The organism is Bifidobacterium rousetti (assembly GCF_008698235.1).
GTDB lineage: Bacteria > Actinomycetota > Actinomycetes > Actinomycetales > Bifidobacteriaceae > Bifidobacterium > Bifidobacterium rousetti.
This window is the reverse complement of record NZ_PEBH01000006.1, coordinates 76,523-96,587: the sequence shown is the minus strand read 5'-3', so window position 1 is coordinate 96,587 and position 20,065 is coordinate 76,523. Positions and strand designations below refer to the sequence as shown.

The 20,065-nt window shown below is 64.8% G+C and carries 15 protein-coding genes; 11 read left to right on the top strand and 4 right to left on the bottom strand.

Going from position 1 to position 20,065, the window contains the following annotated elements:
• The first annotated feature begins 16 nt into the window (after positions 1–16).
• The gene (locus CSQ85_RS07495; protein ID WP_150383545.1) at positions 17–343 is read left to right on the top strand and encodes a DUF4143 domain-containing protein; all 327 of its coding nucleotides are present in this window, start codon (positions 17–19) and stop codon (positions 341–343) included.
• On the opposite strand, the gene CSQ85_RS07490 is transcribed toward CSQ85_RS07495, so the two are convergent.
• Positions 306–1,355: a LacI family DNA-binding transcriptional regulator gene (locus CSQ85_RS07490; RefSeq protein WP_150383544.1), complete on the bottom strand. Its 1,050-nt coding sequence runs from the start codon at positions 1,353–1,355 to the stop codon at positions 306–308. The two genes, CSQ85_RS07495 and CSQ85_RS07490, sit on opposite strands and share 38 nt — an antisense overlap.
• Before the next feature lie 204 nt (positions 1,356–1,559).
• Here CSQ85_RS07490 and CSQ85_RS07485 point away from each other — a divergent pair, with 204 nt between their 5' ends.
• Positions 1,560–2,747: a TIM-barrel domain-containing protein gene (locus CSQ85_RS07485; protein ID WP_150383543.1), complete on the top strand. Its 1,188-nt coding sequence runs from the start codon at positions 1,560–1,562 to the stop codon at positions 2,745–2,747.
• A gap of 88 nt (positions 2,748–2,835) precedes the next feature.
• On the opposite strand, the gene CSQ85_RS07480 is transcribed toward CSQ85_RS07485, so the two are convergent.
• Complete coding sequence (locus tag CSQ85_RS07480) at positions 2,836–3,870, bottom strand: LacI family DNA-binding transcriptional regulator (RefSeq protein WP_190972951.1); 1,035 nt, start codon at positions 3,868–3,870, stop codon at positions 2,836–2,838.
• A gap of 256 nt (positions 3,871–4,126) precedes the next feature.
• On the opposite strand from CSQ85_RS07480, the gene CSQ85_RS07475 reads away from it, so the two are divergent.
• The 4 genes from CSQ85_RS07475 (at position 4,127) to CSQ85_RS07460 (ending at position 8,570) form a co-directional block, all read left to right on the top strand.
• Positions 4,127–5,377 carry an ABC transporter substrate-binding protein gene (locus CSQ85_RS07475; protein WP_150383541.1) on the top strand — a complete coding sequence of 417 codons (1,251 nt, stop codon included), beginning with the start codon at positions 4,127–4,129 and terminating at the stop codon, positions 5,375–5,377.
• A gap of 218 nt (positions 5,378–5,595) precedes the next feature.
• Positions 5,596–6,549 (top strand): carbohydrate ABC transporter permease, encoded by a 954-nt coding sequence (locus tag CSQ85_RS07470; RefSeq protein ID WP_150383540.1) that lies wholly within the window; start codon positions 5,596–5,598, stop codon positions 6,547–6,549.
• An 83-nt stretch (positions 6,550–6,632) separates the two neighbouring features.
• Positions 6,633–7,466 (top strand): carbohydrate ABC transporter permease, encoded by an 834-nt coding sequence (locus CSQ85_RS07465; RefSeq protein ID WP_150383617.1) that lies wholly within the window; start codon positions 6,633–6,635, stop codon positions 7,464–7,466.
• A 129-nt stretch (positions 7,467–7,595) separates the two neighbouring features.
• Complete coding sequence (locus CSQ85_RS07460) at positions 7,596–8,570, top strand: family 43 glycosylhydrolase (protein ID WP_150383539.1); 975 nt, start codon at positions 7,596–7,598, stop codon at positions 8,568–8,570.
• 176 nt (positions 8,571–8,746) lie between these two features.
• Here CSQ85_RS07460 and CSQ85_RS07455 read toward each other — a convergent pair whose 3' ends face one another.
• Positions 8,747–9,802: a glycoside hydrolase family 43 protein gene (locus CSQ85_RS07455; protein ID WP_150383538.1), complete on the bottom strand. Its 1,056-nt coding sequence runs from the start codon at positions 9,800–9,802 to the stop codon at positions 8,747–8,749.
• Positions 9,803–10,111: 309 nt separating this feature from the next.
• Between CSQ85_RS07455 and CSQ85_RS07450 the strand changes: the two genes are divergently transcribed.
• From CSQ85_RS07450 to CSQ85_RS07430, 5 genes are all read left to right on the top strand, one after another.
• Positions 10,112–11,476, top strand: a complete 1,365-nt coding sequence (locus CSQ85_RS07450; protein WP_190972957.1) for a glycoside hydrolase family 27 protein — start codon at positions 10,112–10,114, stop codon at positions 11,474–11,476.
• 57 nt (positions 11,477–11,533) lie between these two features.
• Positions 11,534–14,017 (top strand): alpha-L-arabinofuranosidase C-terminal domain-containing protein, encoded by a 2,484-nt coding sequence (locus CSQ85_RS07445; protein WP_150383536.1) that lies wholly within the window; start codon positions 11,534–11,536, stop codon positions 14,015–14,017.
• A 29-nt stretch (positions 14,018–14,046) separates the two neighbouring features.
• Entirely contained in the window at positions 14,047–14,424 is a 378-nt protein-coding gene (locus CSQ85_RS13085) for an MFS transporter (RefSeq protein ID WP_190972950.1), read from the top strand.
• A gap of 13 nt (positions 14,425–14,437) precedes the next feature.
• Positions 14,438–16,804 carry an alpha-galactosidase gene (locus CSQ85_RS07435; protein ID WP_150383535.1) on the top strand — a complete coding sequence of 789 codons (2,367 nt, stop codon included), beginning with the start codon at positions 14,438–14,440 and terminating at the stop codon, positions 16,802–16,804.
• 238 nt (positions 16,805–17,042) lie between these two features.
• Positions 17,043–18,467 carry an MFS transporter gene (locus CSQ85_RS07430; RefSeq protein ID WP_150383534.1) on the top strand — a complete coding sequence of 475 codons (1,425 nt, stop codon included), beginning with the start codon at positions 17,043–17,045 and terminating at the stop codon, positions 18,465–18,467.
• A gap of 9 nt (positions 18,468–18,476) precedes the next feature.
• Here CSQ85_RS07430 and CSQ85_RS07425 read toward each other — a convergent pair whose 3' ends face one another.
• On the bottom strand, positions 18,477–19,814 hold the full coding sequence (locus CSQ85_RS07425) for an ATP-binding protein (protein ID WP_150383533.1): 1,338 nt from the start codon (positions 19,812–19,814) through the stop codon (positions 18,477–18,479).
• Between the last annotated feature and the right edge of the window lie 251 nt (positions 19,815–20,065).

Genomic DNA, 20,065 nt, shown 5'->3' with positions numbered 1-20,065 from the left:
CGCAACATGAGAAGAGATACCGTGTGTCGTCAATGATTGCGTCAACTCGACTGATCCGACTGTAGGCTTGAGCGCCTATGCGGATCGGGCTACGATCAAATGCTACATGGCGGATACCGGGCTGCTGGTCACTCAGGCGCTCGCCGATTCGAACGTCACCGAGGATGACATCTATCGGGATGTCCTGTTGGGGAAAATCTCCATCAACGAGGGAATGCTGACCGAGAACGTCGTGGCGCAGCTCCTTCATTCCAGTGGACATGCCCTGTACTTCTATTCTCGCAATGACCGTGACGGTGCCTCGCTCACCGCACTGCGGTGGATTCGCGCTCGAGGAGGGTGAATCCGACGGTCGTGGTGGTGGGCGTGGGGCGATCGTCGTCGTCCGCGTCGATCTGCTGGCGCAGGTTCATCACGGCGAGCGCGGCGAGCTGGTCCATGTCCACGCTGATCGTGGAGACCGATGGCACGGTGAACGCGCCGACGCCCACGCCGTCGAAGCCGATGACCTTGACGTCCTCCGGCACGCGCAGGCCCACGTCGGCGAGTCCGCGGATGGTGCCGATGGCCGTCGAGTCGTTGAGGCAGAACAGGCCGTCGAACGGTAGCCCGTCGCGGCCGCGCGAGCTGATGGTCTCGCGGGCGTACTCCTCGTTCATGCCCTCGAGCGGGATGACGATCGACTCGTCGTATGACAGGCCCAGGTTGATCAGCGCCGACTTCGCGCCGAGCAGGCGCAGCTTGCGCGGGGTGAGCGTGGTGAGCAGGTCGTCGTTGTCCATGAACGGCGGGCCGACGATGCCGATGCGCGTGCAGCCGCGCGACGCGAGGTGCTGGATCGCCGCCCGCGCGCCGGACTCGTTGGGGAACATGACGCTGGAGACCAGCATCTTCCTTTCGACGGTGTCGATGAACAGCGCCGGCCGCCCGTGCTTGATCGAGTCGACGAGCTCGCCGGTCAGGCCGGAGGCGTGGATGATGACGCCGTCGGCCAGCGTGCCGGAGAACAGCGAGTCCGACAGGGCTGTGGCCGCGCTTTCCGGCAGGTACTTGGTCTGCTGGAGGAACGGCACCATGCCGTGCGAGACGACCGCGTTGGACAGCGCGTCGATGAGCTTCGAGTAGAACGGGACGTCGTATTCGTTGACGATGATCTGGATGATCCCGCTGCGGCCCGACTTGAGCATGCTGGCCGACGCGTTGGCGGTGTAGCCCATCTCCTTGGCGATGGCGACCACGCGCTCGCGTGTGGTCTCGCTGACGCCGGGGGCGTTGCGCATCGCCTTCGACACGGTCATGGCCGAGACGCCTGCGGATGCGGCGATGTCCTTGAGCGTTACGGCTGATTTCTTCATGGGGCTCCTTTGATGCTGCCTTATAAGCTATATGGTAACTCGGCGCCGGGTTATCGTTCACTCACTGTTGTTTATCGTTAATTATATTCGAGAGTTAGATGTTTGCATATATGGCAGGCGTGGGCGTGGCGCTTTGCCTGTTCTGCGGATGTGTGGCGGGGTTCTGATATCTTGCGATACGCCGATGTCGTCTCGGCGGCCATTATGCGAGGATTTGCGAAAGTTATCGTTAAGCTGCAAAGAAGCGAGTCGGTAACTCTGCCGGCGTGGGCATGTCTCTGTGGAGCCCGTCGTTTCGATGATGAGGAGTTCTGGCCGGACGTCAAGGCGATGACCGACGAACTGCACCGCATGGGCATCAGGCTCATGGTGTCCGTCTGGCCGCAGATCGACCTCAAATCCGAGAACTACGACGAGATGAAGCGCCGCAACTTCTTTGCCAAGACCCGAACCGGCAAGGACGTGGGCATGTGGTGGCCGCGCGACGTGCACTCCACGTTCGACGACTTGAAGTCGCAGATCACCTGCGCGATCCACATGGGCGCGGCCGGCATCCCGTGGTTCACCACCGACATGGGCGGCTTCGCCGGCTCCGACATCACCACGGACGACTTCAAGGAGCTGTTCGTGCGTTGGTGCCAGTTCTCCACGTTCCTGCCCGTCATGCGCAACCACGGCGACCGCGGGCCGAACAACCGCCAGATCAAGGACCGTCGCGGCAACGAGTACACGCATGTGCACACCGGCGACGACAACGAGCCGTGGAGCTTCGGCCCCGAGGTCGAGAAGACGTTCGTCAAGTACATCAACCTGCGCGAGGCCATGCGCCCGTACACGCGAGAACTGTTCCGCGAGGCCCACGAGAACGGCCAGCCGCTCGTGCGCGGTCTGTTCTACGAGTTCCCCGGCGAGGAGGCCGCCGCCGACATCGCCGACGAGTACACGTTCGGTCCCGACCTGCTCGTCGCGCCCGTCACCGTCGACGCCCCGCTCGACGTGGTGCCCGTGTTCGCGCGCGACGGCCGCGACCACGGTCTCGCCGGTCGCATCCTGTCCGAGCGTTCGCCTCGCGATTTCGACGCCGTCTTCGCACTGACCGATTCGATCGCGATCGGCGCGCTGAAGGCCCTGACCGAGGCGGGCGTGCGAGTGCCCGAGGACGTGATGGTCGTCGGCTTCGACGGCGTCACGGACGGTGCGTACACGAATCCGGGGCTCACCAGCGTGGCCATCGACACCAAGGAGATCGCGACGGTCTGCCTCGATCTGCTCATCGACCGCATCGAGGCCGTGCATGACGGCTCCGGGGTCTCCGCTCGCGTCATCCCCGCTCCCCGCACCCGCGTCCTCTCCTATCGCCTCACCCCTCGAGGCAGCGCCGAGCGGCGTTAAGCGCGGAGAGTCGCGGCATCCGCGTTATGCGTGTGTTTGTCACGTTTTGCGTCACGTTTTTCGTGCTCGCGATGCCGGTCGGGAACGGCTACCGGCGGGTGGACTCGCGCTGGATGAGATGGTATCCGGCGGTGAGGCGGCGCACCGGCGCGCGTTGATCGCGCGGCAGGTTGCAGGCGTCCTCGTCAAGACGTTCGAGGAGCAGTCCGACGGCCTTGCGCGCCAGATCGGGCATGTCGGTGGCGATGGTGGTCAGCGACGGCACGGAGTAGGTGCCCTCGTTGATGCCGTCGAAGCCGATGACGGCCACATCGTCGGGCACACGCACGCCCCGGTCGGCGAATCCGCGGATCACACCGAGCGCCAGTGAGTCGGTCATGCAGAAGATGCCGTCGAACGGCATGCCCTCGTCGGCGATCTTTTGCGCGACCTGCCGCGCGGTCTCCGTGTCCCAGTGATCGACCGGAACGAAGTCGTGTTCGTCCACGTCGATGCCGGCTTCGTCGAACGCCTGCAATGCCCCGGCGAGACGTCGACCGGATACGGTCGTCGACTGGCGGTCGTCGACCAGCGCGTTGTAGTCGACGCCGAATACGCCGATGCGCTTGCATCCGATGTCGATGAGGTGGTTGATGGCGGCCTTGGCGCCGTCCTCGCAGGGGGTGAAGACGCAGTCGAAAAGCGGGTCGTCGGAGATGTCGTCGAGCAGGATCAGCGGTTTGCCGCCGTACAGGGCGCTGATCTCCTCGGGGGAGATGTTGCCGGGGCTGAAGATCGTGCCGTCGCACAGCTGGCTGGTGACCTTGCGCAGGATCGAGATCTCGCGCTCCTTCGAGTTGGAGGTCTGTTGCACGATGGCCTCGAGATCGAACTTCGTGGCCTCGCGCGCCACGGCTGCGCTCATCTCGGAGGGGTAGGGCTTGTCGAGCTCGAAGATGGCCACGCCGATGACGCCGGAGCGCCCGGAGCGCAGCGACCGCGCCGAGAGGTTGGCGGTGTAGTGGAGCCGCTCGGCGGCCCGGCGCACCTTCTCGGTGGTGTCGGGGGTGATGCGTGGGTCGCCGCGCAGCGCATAGGAGGCCGTTGCCCGCGACACGCCGGCGGCCTTCGCGACATCACTCATCGTTGCCATTCTCAAACTCCCCGTGTGATTCGTCGTAATCGGCTTCGTGAAGCCGTTTTCATGGTATCGCTCCCACGTCGTCTCCGCCGTGGACGAAGCCAGCGTACCTCATCGATTTGACACGATTCAACGGCCGGGTGTATAACGTAATCATCCGAATTGAATCGTGTCAAATAATCGATTCAACGACGAGATACATGGTGAAGTTGCCATCAACCGACTTCGGGCGCAGCGGCCCGGAGGCAAGGAGGAAGACATGAAGTTCAACAGGACGATCAAGACGGCGCTTGCCGCGATCGCCGCGGGCGCAATGCTGATCCCGCTGGCGGCGTGCGGAGGCAGCGCCGATTCCGGCAAGATCAAGCTCAGCTACCTGAGCTGGAACAACGAGCAGATGTCCAAGCCCTACATCGACGCGTTCGAGAAGGAGAACCCGGACATCGAGATCGACTTCAGCTACTCGCCGCCGACCCCGGAGTACATCCAGACCCTGCAGACCCGACTGGTCGGCAACCAGGCGCCCGACGTCTTCGTCATCACCTCGGAGAACAAGACCGACCTGATGGACAACGGCTACGTCAAGGATCTCACCGACGAGCCGTTCATGAAGAACATCTCGCAGGCCAACAAGGACTTCGTCTCCCGTGACGGCAAGGTCTACGGCATGTCCACCAGCTCCTGGGCCTCCGGCATCGTCTACAACAAGGACCTGCTCAAGAAGGTCGGCGTCGACGAGGTCCCGGGCACATGGGACGAGTTCCTCGCGCTGTGCAAGAAGCTCAAGAACGCCGGCATCACCCCGTACCTCGAGACCGTCGCCGATGGCCTGAGCCGTATCCCGGATTCGTTCCAGGGATCGATCTTCGCCAAGGAGGGCACCGACATCACCAAGCTCGCCACCGAGAGCAAGCAGACCCCGGGCGAGAACGAGAAGGAGGCCGTCAAGGCCTGGATGAAGCTGTACGATCAGGATCTCGTCACCCGCGACACCGTCGGCATCAGCGGCGACGACATGAAGACCCAGTTCGTCAACGGCCAGGTCGCGATGATCTGCACCGGCCCGTGGGACTTCGGCACCTTCCAGGAGGCATCCGGCCTCAACTGGGGCTACGCCCAGATGCCGGCCCTCGACAAGGACCACGAGAACTACGCGCAGGGCTCCCCGTCCCCGGGCCTCGCCATCTACTCCAAGCTCGAGGGCGACAAGCTCAAGGCCGCCGAGAAGTTCCTGACCTTCATGTCCAGCAAGACCGCGCTCGACATGGACTCCAAGAACGGCAACGCCGTGACCGTCGAGGGCTACGACTCCTCCGTCATCGACCAGTTCAAGGACGTCTACGAGAAGAACGTGCAGACCGGCAAGTACTTCCTCATGACCAACTTCTACAAGAACCCCGACGTGCTGAACACCGCCACGCAGGCCGAGACCCAGCAGCTGGTCCAGGGCCAGATCACGGTCGACCAGTGGGCCAAGAACGTCGACGAGAAGATGGCCTCCGCCCAGTGATCCCGCCGGTCCCGCTGATCCCGCCGGGCCTGCGGGACCGTGCATCGAAACCGGATGGCCGCATGGCCATCGAATAACCGAATAACCGAATAACCGCACTTGGCGGGCGGAACTCTCCTGCCGCCCGCCAACCTTATGCTTTCCGACGATTTTTCAGTCATTTCCAGTCATTCCCAACTCTTTCCCAACCAAATCTCGAATGAACAAGGAGGATGTTCATGAGCGAGTCGATCGCGGCGGTGAAGAACCTTCCGCCGCTGGATGAACAGGCGTATCGCAAACGTCGCAGGATGAAGGGCCTGCGTGACGACCTGACGTCGTTCTGGTTCCTGCTGCCGATTCTGGCCGTGTTCGTGGTGCTGTTCCTGGTGCCGCTGGTGCAGACGCTGATGTTCTCGTTCACCGATTTCAACGGCTACAGCATGAATATGAACTGGGTCGGTCTGGACAACTACAAGAAGGTGTTCTCCGACTCGTCGACCCTGCAGGGCCTCGGCTTCACGATCCTGTACGCGATCGTGGTGATGGTCGGCGTGACCGTGATCGCGATCCCGCTGGCCGTGGTGTTGAACCGCAAGTTCATCGGACGCAATTTCGTGCGCTCGCTGTTCTTCTTCTTCTCGGTGCCGTCGCTGGCGATCATGGGCATGGTGTGGAAGTACATCTTCTCCCCGATGAAGACCGGCGTGGTCAATTCCGTCCTGTCGATCTTCGGCGTGGATCCGATCCCGTGGCTGAGCAACTCGAAACTCGCCCAGTTCTGCGTGATCTTCATCGCGATCTGGGCCCAGATCGGTTGGCACGCGACCCTGTACCTCGCGTTCCTGCAGGCGATCCCGGCGGACCTGTACGAGCAGGCCACCGTGGATGGCGCCAACAAGTTCCAGCAGTTCGTGCACATCACCCTGCCGCAGCTGATGCCCGGCATCGTGACTTCCACGTTCCTGCTCATGAGCGGTGGCCTGAAGGTGTACGACCTGCCGTTCACGATGACCAAGGGCGGCCCCGGCTACTCGACGTACACGGTGACCCAGTCGATCATCCAGCAGGGCATCGGACAGTCCCAGTACGGCATCGGATCCGCGCTGGCGGTGCTGTTCTTCATCGCCACCGGTGTGGTGGTGTTCCTGCAGATGGGCATTTCGAACCTGATCTCGAGGAGGTTCCAGTGATGAGCAACGCAACCGACAAGACGACCGAGACCCCGGAGGCGTCCGTGTCCGAGAAGATCGAACGGGCCGAGAAGTCGGGTGGCATGGACTTCACCACCCGCAAGCGCATCGGCTCCGCCGTCACCAGTGTGGTGATGATCGTGATCGCGCTGGTCTGCGCGGTGCCGCTGTGGTACATCTTCATCAACACGTTCAAGACGATCCCCGACATGGCCGCCAACCCGCTGGGCCTGCCGAAGGAGTGGACGTTCGCGAACTACGCCAAGGCGTTCGAGACCGTCCCGATCGTGCGCTCCCTGATCAACACCGTGATCGTCACGTTCTTCGGTGTCGCGATCCAGGTGATCGTGGGCGCCCTGGCCGCGTACGGCATGATCCTGAGGAAGTCGGTGTTCACCGCCGCCGTGGGCGCGATCCTGATGGTCGCGTTCGTGGTGCCGGCCCAGTCCACTCTGATCCCGCTGTACCGCATGGAGGCGCAGGCCGGTCTGGTCAACACGCTCGCCGGTCTGGTCATCATCTACCTCGGCGGCGCCGTGTTCTGCTACTTCCTGACCGTGGGCTACATGCGCTCCCTGCCGTTCGAGCTGATCGAGGCGGCGCGCATCGACGGCGCGGGCCCCCTGCGCATCTTCTGGAACATCGTGATGCCGCTGATCCGCCCGATCCTCACGACCGTGGTCGTGTTCCAGACGATGGGTACGTGGAACGACTTCATGAACGCGAACGTGTTCCTGTCCTCCTCGGATCTGAGGACGATCGTGCTGCAGGTGTACAACGCGGTGGGCCAGTTCTCGACCGATTGGCCGAGCTTCATGACCATCACCGTGCTCGCCCTGCTGCCCGTGCTCATCTTCTTCGTGTTCTGCCAGAAGTGGATCGTCTCCGGCCTTGTCGCCGGATCGGTCAAGGGCTGACGGGGCGTCGCAAGACGGCCAAGACAGCAAGATGGGCCTATTCGTCCCCGTGCGAGGCAGCGCAAATCCTCCTTCCCGCGGCCTTGCACGGGGATTTTTGACGGATTTTGAAGAGAAAGACGTACTACCATGACATCCGTTCTTGAACCGACGATCGCGACGGCTTCCCGCGCCGCGCGCGAGGCGCTCCCGCACCGCGTCAACGACACGACGCTGGCCACCAACCCGCTCCATCGCTACTGCGCCGACCCGAACCTCGCGATCTTCGACGGCCGTTACTTCCTGTACTGCACCGACGACGGCGTCGACGACTGGGGTACCACCTGCTTCAGCGTGTATGTCTCCGACGACCTCGACACCTGGGAGCGCTACCCCGCGCTCGACCTGCGCGACGTACCGTGGTGGAACGGCGCCGACGGCGCGTGGGCGCCGACCATCGTGCGCCGCGCGGACGGCAAGTACGTGTTCTACTTCGTGGCCGCGTCCGCGATCGGTGCCGCCGTCGGTGACAGCCCCTACGGGCCGTTCAGGCCGGAGTCCGAGCCGATCGTGCGCAAGGGAACCTTCGACTGTCACACCATCGACCCCGGCGTCTACGTCGAGGACGACGGCACCCGCTACTTCCTGTGGGGCAACGGCAAGGCCTGGGCCGCGCCGCTGAACGACGACTGCCTGTCGTTCGACGAATCGAAGGCGTTCCACTGGACGCCGGGCGACTTCCGCGAGGCCATCTGGATCCACAAGCGCAACGGCCTCTACTACGCGAGCTGGTCGGAGAACGACGCGCGTGACCCGGAATACTGCGTCAAGTACGCGACGTCCCGTTCGCTCCACGGGCCGTGGAGCGAACCGCGGACGCTGCTCGAGCAGGATCCGGAGCACCACCTGTACGCCACCGGACACCACAACATCGTGAACATCCCCGGCACTGACGAGTGGATCATCGCCTACCACCGCTTCGCCTACAATCCGGCCGGCCGCTGGTCCGGCGGCGACGGATGCCATCGCGAGGTCGTGTTCGCGCCGCTCACGTACGCGGCGGACGGCTCGATCGAACAGGTGCGCCCGCAAGTCGGCTCCTACATCCGCTCGCTCGCGTTCTGACCGGTCACGGTCGGGGCCGATGCGTGCAGCGCTACGCGGCTTACATCCCCATCGCGCGGTGAAGTGACCATCGCGCGATGTTTGTCCCATGGAGCGGTGTCGCAAAATGGCGGAATTCCGCCAATTCGCAAAATCGGCTCACCGCTCCATGGGAGTTTCACCGCTCCATGGGAGTTTCACAGCGCGAAGGCGGCTTCGATGCCGTCGTATTCGGCGGCGGTGATCGGCAGGATCGCGCCGTGTCGCTTTTTGAGCTTGCCGAAGTCGATGTCGTCGGCGACGGCCCAGTCCTCCGGCTCGCGGCTCGACAAGTCGGCGGAGCGGAACGGCAGGTAGCCCTTCGCCTCGGCGTACTGGTCGCACATGAGACCGAAGCGCATCGGACGGCCGTTCACGGTCCTCACGTCGGCGTCGTTGTAGCGGAACAGCTCCGGGCCTTCGAGGTAGCGCCACGAGTAGCGGCCGTTGCCGAGGATGTCGGTCAACGTGCCGACGTACGACCACGCCTGCGGGTCGTCGGTGCGCAGCACCTCGTACGTCTGGGCGTACGGGTTGCGCGTGCGCTCGATCGTGATCTCCGAATCCTTGGATGCGCGGTACCACCAGCCGTCATCGTCGCGCAGCATCGTCGTGTCGATGATGTCGTTGCGCCGGTCGATCCACTTGACCGGATCGGAGAACGTGCGGAAGTCGGTGGTGGTCGCGTAGTACATGTTGACGCGGTCGCCGAGCTCGTTGTTCAGCGGGTTGCCCGGCTCGTCGGTGTTCGTCGTCGTGGCCCAGAACACGATCCACTGTTCCTTGTCCGGGTCCCAGTTGGCTTCCGGCGCCCAGGCCATGCCCGCGCCGGGGATCTTCGAGGCGACGTCGACCAGACGCGGCTCGCCCCAGTTCACGAGGTCGGGGGAGTCCCAGACGACGAGCCCGGTCGATCCGTTCACGGTCGCGCCGCAGTTCGGCCCCCATCCGCCGCGGTAGTGGATGGACAGGTCGGTGGCGACGATGTGGAATCCGCCGCGCGGGTCGCGTTCGATGTGCGGGTCGCGCACGCCCTTCTCCCCTCCGGTCCAGACGAGCGCCGGCTTGCCGGCCGGGCGCAGGTCGTGCCAGTGGACGCCGTCGCGGCTCAGGGCGAAGTACAGCTGCTCGTCCATCGGCGTGCGTTCGTCGCCGATGAAGTGGACGAACAGGTACGCCTCGGTCTTCGGCGACTGCGGGGTGATGTCGGTCATGTGTGCTCCTTGGTGGATTGGTCGGCGTCAATGCTCTGGAGGACAGTATACCGCGTAAGTATGGTTATCGGTAACTATTATGATGGTGCCGTATCGGCGTGTTGCGTGATGTCGGTGTCGGCATGTCGCAAGTGCTTGCAGTGCAACGGTATATCGATGCTTTGCGTCTTGCGGTGATCTGTTGGGCAAAAGTGTTGGCGTCGGTCTACGATAGCGCTACAATAGTTAACGTTAATTTCATGTTGAAAGCAGGATGCAATGACGAATCAGACGCTTGGCCAATCGCTTCCCCAAGCGTGGCGCCCGCCGATGGGCTGGAACAGCTGGGACTCCTACGGCACCACCGTCACCGAGGACGAACTCCTCGCCAACGCGCGCTTCATGGCCGAGCACCTCAAGGACGCGGGCTGGGACACGCTGGTCATCGACATCGACTGGTACGACCCCACCGCGCGCGCCCACGGCTACAACGAGAACGCGCCGCTCATCCTCGACGAATACGGCCGCCAGCTGCCCGATCCGGTGCGCTTCCCCTCCGCGGCCGGCGGCAGGGGCTTCGCGCCGCTCGCCGACAAGGTCCACGAACTTGGCATGAAGCTCGGCGTGCACATGATGCGCGGCATCCCGCGCATCGCCGTCGACAAGAACCTGCCCGTGTACGGCACCGACTACACCGCGCAGGACGTGGCCGACCTCAAGCACGTGTGCAAGTGGAACCCGGACAACTACGGCCTCAACCAGAATCACCCCGGCGCACAGGCGCGGTACGATGCGCAGCTCGACCTGTTCGCCTCCTGGGGGCTTGACTTCCTCAAGGTCGACGACATGCAGACCCCGTTCCACGTCGACGAGATCGCCGCCTACCACCGCGCGATCGCCAAGGCCGAAACCAAGTACGGCCGCGCGATCGACCTGTCCCTGTCGCCCGGCGGCTGGATGTCGACCACGTACGTCGACTTCCTGCGCGAGAACGCCCAGATGTGGCGCATCTCCGACGACCTGTGGGATCGCTGGGAGGACATCTACCAGCAGTTCGCGCGACTCGCCCGCTGGGCCCCGTTCCAGACCGCCGGCCACTGGGCCGACGCCGACATGATCCCGTTCGGCCACATCGGACTGCGCGCCGAGCGGGGCGACGACCGCCAGTCGCGCCTCACGCTCGACGAGCAGAAGACCCTCCTCGCCCTGTGGTGCATGGGCCGCTCGCCGCTTATGGTCGGCGGCGACCTGCCCACCAGCAACGACGACGCGATCGCCCTGCTCGCCAACCCTGCCCTGCGCGAGGTGACCGCCGGATCGACCAACAACCGCGAGCTCGTGCGCGAACGGCAGTTCGATGGATGGGGCGACAACGCCAAGTACCGCGGCGAGTTCATCGTCTGGGCCGCCGACGCCGCCGACTGGGCCGACGGCACGCCCTCCGCGCACGCGGGCGGCCACTACGCCGCGCTCTTCTGGACCGGCGACGACGACTATGATCTGCGATCCAACATCCAGCTGCAGTCGATCGTCGGCCTCGACGCGCGCGACGACGACTGGACCCTGACCGACCTCTACGCCGACGCGCCGGGCGCCAAGTCCGACGACGTGCGCATCGAGGGCGAGGGCGCCGACCGCGTCATCACCGGCACGATCCCGGCCCACGGCGTGCTCTGGGTGGCCCTTGACAAGTGATTCAGTCCCGGGATTTCGTCGCGGAATCCTGGGAGCCCACGAAAGGAACAAAACAATATGACCGATTCCCTCATCGCAACGCTCGACAAGGCCGGCGAGCGCGCCATCAGCACCGACCTGTGGGGCGTGTTCTTCGAGGACATCAGCTATTCGGCCGACGGCGGCCTCAACTCGGAGCTCGTACAGAACGGCGCGTTCGAATACGATCGCGCCGACCGCGAAGGATGGAGCAACTACAGTTTCTGGCGCAAGGTCGTGCCGGAGGGCGCGTTCGCCGCGTTCGCGATCCGCGACGTCGCGCCCGTGGCCGACGAGAACCCGCATTACGCGGTCGTCGAGATCGGCAAGGTCGGGGAGTCGGGCGACCCGCTGATCGGCGCCCCCGTGCTCGAGAACGTCGGCTTCGACGGCATGACGTTCCGAGCGGGCGAGACGTACGATTTCTCGGTCTGGACGCGCGCGCACGGCAGGGGCCTGCCGATCGTCGTCTCGCTGATCGGCGACGACGGCGGGACGCTCGCCTCCGCGACGGTCCACGCGCCCGCGGCCTCCCCGGCGTCGGGCGGCGAGTGGACGCAGCTGCGCGCCGAACTGGACGTGCCGGGTACGTCGGGTGAGACGTCCAACGCGTCGGATCCCGACGCCGACGACCCCTACGCCGGCAAGCCCGTCGTCGCGCGCCGGGGCGTGCTGCGACTCGCCTTCCCCGAGAACGGCGTCATCGACCTCGACTTCGTCTCGCTCGAGCCGCGCACCACCTACAAGGGCCTCGAGCACTTCCGCCCCGACCTCGTCAAGGCGCTCGCCGACCTGAAACCCCGGTTCATGCGCTTCCCCGGCGGATGCGTCGCGCACGGGCTCGGCATCGACAACATGTATCACTGGGACCGCACGATCGGGCCGGTCGAGCATCGTCCGCACGACTTCAACCTGTGGGGCTACCACCAGTCCTTCCGACTGGGCTATTACGAGTACCTGCGCCTGTGCGAGACGATCGGCGCCAAGCCGCTGCCGGTGCTCGCCGCCGGCGTGAGCTGCCAGAACACCAGTCAGGGCCCCGTGCCGATCGCGTTCGAGGACATGCCCGCGTACATCGACGAGGTGCTCGCCCTGATCGACTTCTGCAACGCCGACCCGGCCGTCAACAAGTGGGCCGCCAAGCGCGCGGCGATGGGCCACCCCGAGCCGTTCGGCCTCGAATACCTCGGCATCGGCAACGAGGATCTCATCGACGACGTGTTCAAGGACCGCTTCGAGCGCATCTTCGATGCCGTCAAGGCCGCGCACCCCGAAATCACCGTCGTCGGCACGATCGGCCCGGCGCCGGCCGGCCGCGACTACGAGCAGGGCTGGGACTACGCGCGCAAGGCCCGCATCCCGATCGTCGACGAACACTCCTACCAGTCGTCGAGCTGGTGGTTCCACAACCTCGACCACTACGACCTGACCGACCGCGAAGGACCGAAGGTGTATCTGGGCGAGTACGGCTCGTGGGGCACCGGGCTCATCAACGGCCTCGCGGAGGCCGCGTTCATGGGGCGTGCGATGGAGCTCAACGGCGACGTCGTGCATATGGCGTCCTACGCGCCGCTGTTCTGCAAGAACGGCCACAACAGCTGGGACCCGGACCTCATCTACTTCGACAACGAGCGCGTCTACCATCCGTACAGCTACTGGGTACAGAAGATGTTCGCCACCACCACCGCCGACACCGCGTGGCCGGTCGCGCTTTCGGGGCCTATCACGCTGCGCCGCGATCTGCCGAACCGCATCGGACTGCGCGTCGGAGGCGGCGCGAAGGCCGATTTCACCGACCTGTCGATCGAAACGGCGGATGGCCGTCGCATCGATCTGCCGGACGTCGAGTATCGGGGGAGCGGAGTCACGCTGCCCACGCCGGACGATCTCGCGGCCGACGCGTACACGATCCGCGCCACCGTCACCTACCACGAGGGCATGTGGGGTGTCGGATTCGATTTTGGTGACATCGACGGCAAGAACCACAGCGGCGCGTCGTTCGGCCGCGGTTTCGCGCTGCGTCTGGTGTGCGACGGCTCCGGCTACAACCTCGCCAACACCGAGTCGTCGATGGACGCGGTCAGGCCCGGCACCGTGTGGCACGCGCGCATCGAGGTCGCGGACCGCGGCGAGTCGCTGGCGTTGTACATCGATGACCGGCTCGTGATCGAGGGCCGTGAGATCCCCGAGGAGCCGCGTCGCACGGTGTCCGTGTCGCGCGATTCCGCGGCGGGCGTCGACTGCATCCGCGTGGTCAACGCGCTGCCCGATGCGGTCGACGTCGACCTGACGCAGGTGCTCGAATCGCTGGGATTCGGTGCGGCGGGCGACGGCGCGGCCATCACCGCGACCGCCACCGTCCTGACCGGCGACGACCCGTACGCCGGAGCCAAGGGCGCCGAATCGCCCACCGCGCCGGTCGTCACGCATGACGTCGCGCTGACCGCAAACAGCGCCGACGCCGGCAAGGCCGCATACACGGCCCCAGCCTGGTCGTTCACCGTCCTCGCCATCCGCCACTGAATCACCGAACGAAAGGTCGCAACCCTCCCATGACCGACAGCGAAAGCGACGCGCTACGCAGCGCGATCGACTCGTCGAAGGGCCGTCTGCCGTGGGCCGTGTTCCCGTACATGGCCGATGTCGATCAGGTGGTGACGCGCCGCTACCGGTCGGCCACGTTCTCCGCGATCCAGGCGTCGTTCCGTCAGCTCGGATCGGGACTTGCGACGATCCTCGTCGACGTGATCCTCGGGACGGTCGGTTTCGACTCGACCCGGTCGGTGCAGACGCCTGCCGCAAATCCGCCGTCGACGCCGAAACCCGCCGCACGATCGAGAAGCTCACCGGCATGCCCTACGACCAGGTCTGGCTCAACGGCTCGCGGTAGGATAGTTAACGTTAACGTGGCTGATGCGCGAGGACGCTGAGAAGAGGTATCCCATGACCGGTACATCACTGATCGATGTCGACGAGGAGCTGGAGCAGTTCCATCTGACCAACGGGCGGGTGAGCATGATCCTCAAGGTCGTCGAGGGCAAACTCATCAACCTGTACACCGGCGCGGCGGTGCCCGGTTCGGGCAGTCGTCCCGGCCGGCGCGATTTCGGCTATCTCGTCGACGACGGGTTCCGCGTGCAGGCGACCACCGCCGACGAACACGGCGAGCTGCGCATCGAGCAGTCGCGGCAGGAGTTCCCCGAATACGGCCGCGGCGACTTCCGCGGTCCCGCGATCACCGTGCTGCAGGGCAACGGCTCGCGCATCACCGACTTCCGGTACGCGGGGTATCGGGTCGCCCCCGGCAAGCCGGAGCTCGATGGGCTGCCGGCGACATACGCGGACTCCGTACCGGGTGACGCCGACGCCGCGACCCTGAGCATCGACCTCGTCGACGACCTCACCGGTCTGACCGCGACCCTGAACTACACGATCTTCCGCGACGAACCGGTCATCGCGCGCAGCGTGCTCGTCACGAACCACGGCGACGAGCCGGTCACGATCGAACGCATCGCTAGCCTGAACCTCGACCTGCCCGACGACGACTACGAGATGATCGAGTTCACCGGCGCGTGGGCGCGCGAACGCCAGCCGTATCGCCAGCCGCTGCATCCCGGCGTACAGTCGATCGGTTCGATGCGGGGCGCGAGCGGGCCCTACTTCAGCCCCAACGCGATCATCGCGCGACCAGGCTCCGACGAGGACCGGGGCGAGGCGTTCGGGCTCGCGTTCGTCTACTCGGGCAACTTCGACCTGCACGCCGAAGTCGACGCATACGGCGCCACCCGGCTCCAGCTCGGCATCAACCCGGCCGGATTCGCGTGGCGGCTCGCGCCCGGCGAATCGTTCCAAAGCCCCGAAGCGCTGCTCGGTCACACCGACCGTGGTCTCAACGACCTGAGTCAGACCTTCCACCGCATCGTCCTCGACCATCTGGAGCGCCCGCGCTGGGCGAGGCGCGAGCGGCCGATCCTCATTAACAACTGGGAGGCCACGTACTTCGACTTCACCGAGGAGAAGCTGCTGGAACTCGCGCGGATCGCGCACAGGGCCGGCGTCGAACTGTTCGTGCTCGACGACGGCTGGTTCGGGCGCGGGGAGCACGCGCGCACCAGCGACCGCGCGGGACTCGGCGACTGGATCGCCAACCCTGAGCGCCTGCCCGAAGGCGTCGCCGGCATCGCTCGGAAGATCAACGAGATCGGCATGCGGTTCGGCCTGTGGTTCGAACCGGAGATGGTCAACCGCGCCACCGACCTGTACGAGGCGCACCCCGACTGGGTGATCGCGACGCCCGGACGCGCAAGCGCCGTGTACCGCCAGCAGTACGTGCTCAACTTCGCGAATCCCGCGGTCGTCGACCACATCTACGGGCGCATGCACGCGATCCTCGACTCCGCGAACGTGGCGTACATCAAATGGGACATGAACCGTTTCATCACCGAGGCGTACGACGCCACGCGCGGCGCCGAGCATCAGGGCGAGGTGTTCCACCGCTACATCCTCGGCGTGTACGCGCTCTACCGGCGACTGCTCGCCGCGTTCCCCGACCTCATCATCGAAGGCTGCGCGTCCGGCGGATCGCGGTTCGACATGGGCATCCTCGCCTACTCGCCGCAGATCTGGACCAGCGACGACACCGATGCGGTCGAGCGTCTGTCGATCCAGTACGGCACCAGCTACTTCTTCCCGGTCTCCGCGATGGGCGCGCATGTGTCGATCACGCCGAACCATCAGACCGGGCGATCCGAGTCGCTCGCCATGCGTGGCGCGGTCGCGATGTTCGGCACGTTCGGCTACGAGATGGACCTGACGCGGGTGGGGGAGGACGAGCTCGACGAGATCGCGCGGCAGGTCGCGTTCTTCAAGGAGCGCGCGCCGCTGCTGCATAACGGCGACCTGTACCGCCTGCGCGCGCCGTACGATCATCGGCAGGCCGCGTGGATGGTCGTCTCGGCCGACCGCGCGCACGCGATCGTCGGCGACTACGTGATCCTCGGCGTGCCGAACCGGCACAAGTCGCGGCTGCGTCTGCGCGGGCTCGACGCGGACGCGCTGTACCGCGTGACGACGGTCGCCGGACCGGGGCTCGACCCGGACGACGCGTTGCGCGGGCGACTCGGGTATTCGGCCGAGGATGTGGGCGAGGTGGCGGGCGCGGACGCGGGCGAGGTCGCGGGCGAGGCGAGGATCGCGGGTGGCGCGCCCGGCGTGGTCCGCTCCGGCGCCGAGCTCATGCGCATCGGCCTCGACGACACCAACGTCGGCCCGGATTTCGCCTCGCGCCTCTATCTCGTCGACCGACTCTGACCGGCGATCCGCGATCCTCGCCCGACACGACCATGTCCGATATGTGACCTGTATCACGAGACGGCGGTCGGTTGCTCCTATGGTGACGGGCAGTTGGTGCACAACACCACAAGAGAGTCAGGAAGCAAACAACGCATAGCCCGCCGTAGCCGGAAACGCAACCAGCGCCCACCGGCCCAAGCGACAACCCGAACGGAAACGACGGCGGGCGTTCCGGGGCAATCGAGACCCCATCATCATGAGCACTAGCATCGCCACGCCGGCCACTTCGCCGGCTTCGCAGAGCGGGTCGCGCGCCGCCAACGCCGCTGCCGACCCGCAGTCGGCGGTCAGGACCATCGTCAACCGCATCGACCGCACGAACGTCACCCCCGTGCTGAAGCGCATCGTCGCCCTGGTGGCGGCGGGCATGATGCTGGACGGCATCGACGTGTACATGGCGTCGACCGTCGCGTCCAGCTCGTTGGAGACCAAGTGGTCCACCGTCCAGCAGAACTCCCTGTTCCTGTCCGCGGGATTCGCCGGACTGCTCATCGGTTCGCTGCTGGCCGGGTTCATCGGCGACCTGTTCGGCCGTCGCGTCGCCTACCAGCTGAACCTGCTGCTGTTCGGCGGGTTCACGCTCATCGGCGCGTTTGCCCCGACGATGATGTTCCTGACGGTGTGCCGTCTCGGCGCGGGCATCGGCCTCGGCGCCGAGATCGTGACCGGCTACGCGATGGTCAACGAGTTCGCGCCGGCGAAGTCACGCGGCAAGTGGTGCGCGATCATCTCCATCTTCGCCAACGCGGCCGCGCCCGTCACGATGCTGCTGTGCGCGTTCATCATCCCGCGCTGGACGTGGCGCCCGATGTTCGTCGCGATCGGCGTGCTCGCCGGCATCATCTGGTGGCTGCGCCGCGACATCCCCGAATCGCCGCGATGGCTCGCGCTCCACGGACACATGGACGAGGCCGACGCGATCGTGAAGACCCTCGAGGCCAACGGCGTGGACGATACGCCGATCGCCGACGTGCGCGGCGAGAACATCGGCACCGGTAACACCTCGGCAGGCGCCGGCACCGCCGCCTCCGGCACGCGCAACACCGCCAAGTCGGTCGCCCTGTGCCTGTTCGTCGCCCTCATTGCGGTCGGCGCGACCAACGTGACCCAGTACACGTTCACCTCCTGGGTGCCGACGCTGCTCGTCAAGAAGGGCATCAACCTGTCCGGTTCGCTGTGGATCAGCACTGTGATGCTGCTCGGCGCGCCGCTCGGCTGCATCCTGAGCGCCGCGTTCGTCGACCGCATCGGCCGCAAGCGCACGATCGTGCCGGCGTTCGTCGTGACCGCCGTGTTCGGCCTGCTCTACGCCGCGCAGACCTCCACCGTGCCCGCGATCATCGTCGGCTTCGTGCTCACCACGTCCCTGTACGTGACGTTCTGCGCGGTCATCGCCGTGTACACGCCGGAGCTGTTCCCGACGCAGGTCCGCTTCCGCTGCACCGGCGTCGCCAACGCGTTCGCCAAGCTGCTCACCGTGCTGATGCCGCTCATCGTCGCGCAGATGCTCACCGCGTGGGGTGCGACGTCGATCTTCGTCGCGATCTCGATCACCGCGGCCGTCGCCGCCATCGTGATCGCCGTCTTCGGCCCCGAAACCAGCCGCAAGTCCGTCGGCTGATCGGGCGCCTTACCGCCCGTCCGGCCGGAGGTGGCCAATGGTGTAGATCGGCAGATATCGTATGGTCCTTCCGTCCGGATTCGTGCGTATCTCCACGTTGCCATCGTGGAATACATATGCGTGGGCGAACGCATAATTGTCGAGCGACAGCAGATTGTTCATGGCGCGGTGACGGGTGTAGTCCTTGCCGGATTTGATCTCGACAAGGGAGACACAATCCAGTTCGTGCTGGATCAGGAAGTCGACTTCCCCGATGCCGCGCTGGTTGTAGTAGTGGAGTCCGAAGCCCTGGGCGAAGAGTTCCTGTGCCGCGGCGTTTTCGAAGATGGATCCGTAATTCATCGATGAGCGGTGATTGATGATGTCCAGATCGACGCTGCGCATCAATCTGGAGGTCAGTAGTCCGACGTCGTTGAGATACAGCTTGAACGATCCGAGGTCGTCATGGGCCTCCAGCGGGTATTCGGGGTCCTGCACGCGCGGCGTCTGCAGCGCGATACCGGCGTTCGACAGCCAGTCGAACGCGGTCTTCATATGCGCAAAGCGTACGTTGGGACCGATCTTGGCGAACTTGAACCGCTTGTTCTCCGTGTTGAGCTGGCTGGGGATCATCTCGTAGACGGTCTTGATGTGACGCCGTTCGACCGGATTGTCGACATATTTGGTGATGTCGTACTCATAGGTGTCGTAAATGGCCTGCTGGATATTGCGAACCTGGTTGATGTCGGAGGAGTTTACGAAAGCTTGTACCGCATCGGGCATCCCGCCGACGAGAAGGTACTTGTACCACAGATCGGTCAGTTTCTCATGCAGGAAATCGGGGAGCGGCCGATCGGAGTCAAGGCATTCCTCCACGGTCTCGACGGCTGACTCCGGGAACCCGCACGCCGCTTGGAACTCGCTGAAGTCGAGAGGATACATGCGAACGGTCTGCAGGAACCCGACGGGGATGGAACGTACGTTGAACACGTCGATGCCCAGCAGGGATCCGGAAACGATGACGTCCAGCCCCTTGGCGCCGGCGAGGAACTTCATCCATGTGAGCATGTCCTCGCACGCCTGGATCTCATCGAGGAACAGCAGGGTCTCTCCTGGGATGATCTGCACGCCCGCAAGTACGGAAAGGCGCAGAATCAGATCGTTGGTGTCGGTTGCCTTGCTTACCGTCTCGGCCGCCTGCGGAGTTTCGATGAAGTTGATTTCGGCTATATGCCGGTAGTTGTCTTTGCCGAACTGACGGATCAGCGTGGTCTTGCCGACCTGCCGCGCTCCCGTGACCATCAGGCCCTGCCGGGTGCGCAGCCGTTTCCAATCGACGATTTGCCTGTAGGCTTTCCGTTCGAGCATTGCAGGAGTCCTCTCGGTTCTGGGAATGCTGGATTTCTAACGAAAAGTATACCTGATTCGTGTTATTGATTCACGTTTGTTGCATGGTTTTCAGGGTCTGTATTCACGTTTGTTACAAGATGTAAAGGCGATTGATTCACGTTTGTCAAAACTGCCGTCTAGATTTCGGGGATTCCAGGAGGCCGACAGGTCGTGTTGACGGTAGGGGGCGGTGAGGTGTCGCGTCTGGGGAGAGGTGTCGCGTGTGCATC

Bases quoted from the DNA above. Each gene is read 5' to 3' on its own strand.
- CSQ85_RS07460 (WP_150383539.1), top strand. From the start codon at position 7,596: ATGACATCCGTTCTTGAACCGACGATCGCGACGGCTTCCCGCGCCGCG.
- CSQ85_RS07430 (WP_150383534.1), top strand. From the start codon at position 17,043: ATGAGCACTAGCATCGCCACGCCGGCCACTTCGCCGGCTTCGCAGAGC.
- CSQ85_RS07435 (WP_150383535.1), top strand. From the start codon at position 14,438: ATGACCGGTACATCACTGATCGATGTCGACGAGGAGCTGGAGCAGTTC.
- CSQ85_RS07425 (WP_150383533.1), bottom strand. From the start codon at position 19,814: ATGCTCGAACGGAAAGCCTACAGGCAAATCGTCGATTGGAAACGGCTG.
- CSQ85_RS07470 (WP_150383540.1), top strand. From the start codon at position 5,596: ATGAGCGAGTCGATCGCGGCGGTGAAGAACCTTCCGCCGCTGGATGAA.
- CSQ85_RS07490 (WP_150383544.1), bottom strand. From the start codon at position 1,355: ATGAAGAAATCAGCCGTAACGCTCAAGGACATCGCCGCATCCGCAGGC.
- CSQ85_RS07480 (WP_190972951.1), bottom strand. From the start codon at position 3,870: ATGAGTGATGTCGCGAAGGCCGCCGGCGTGTCGCGGGCAACGGCCTCC.
- CSQ85_RS07475 (WP_150383541.1), top strand. From the start codon at position 4,127: ATGAAGTTCAACAGGACGATCAAGACGGCGCTTGCCGCGATCGCCGCG.
- CSQ85_RS07450 (WP_190972957.1), top strand. From the start codon at position 10,112: ATGGGCTGGAACAGCTGGGACTCCTACGGCACCACCGTCACCGAGGAC.
- CSQ85_RS07485 (WP_150383543.1), top strand. From the start codon at position 1,560: ATGCGAGGATTTGCGAAAGTTATCGTTAAGCTGCAAAGAAGCGAGTCG.
- CSQ85_RS13085 (WP_190972950.1), top strand. From the start codon at position 14,047: ATGACCGACAGCGAAAGCGACGCGCTACGCAGCGCGATCGACTCGTCG.
- CSQ85_RS07445 (WP_150383536.1), top strand. From the start codon at position 11,534: ATGACCGATTCCCTCATCGCAACGCTCGACAAGGCCGGCGAGCGCGCC.
- CSQ85_RS07455 (WP_150383538.1), bottom strand. From the start codon at position 9,802: ATGACCGACATCACCCCGCAGTCGCCGAAGACCGAGGCGTACCTGTTC.
- CSQ85_RS07465 (WP_150383617.1), top strand. From the start codon at position 6,633: ATGGACTTCACCACCCGCAAGCGCATCGGCTCCGCCGTCACCAGTGTG.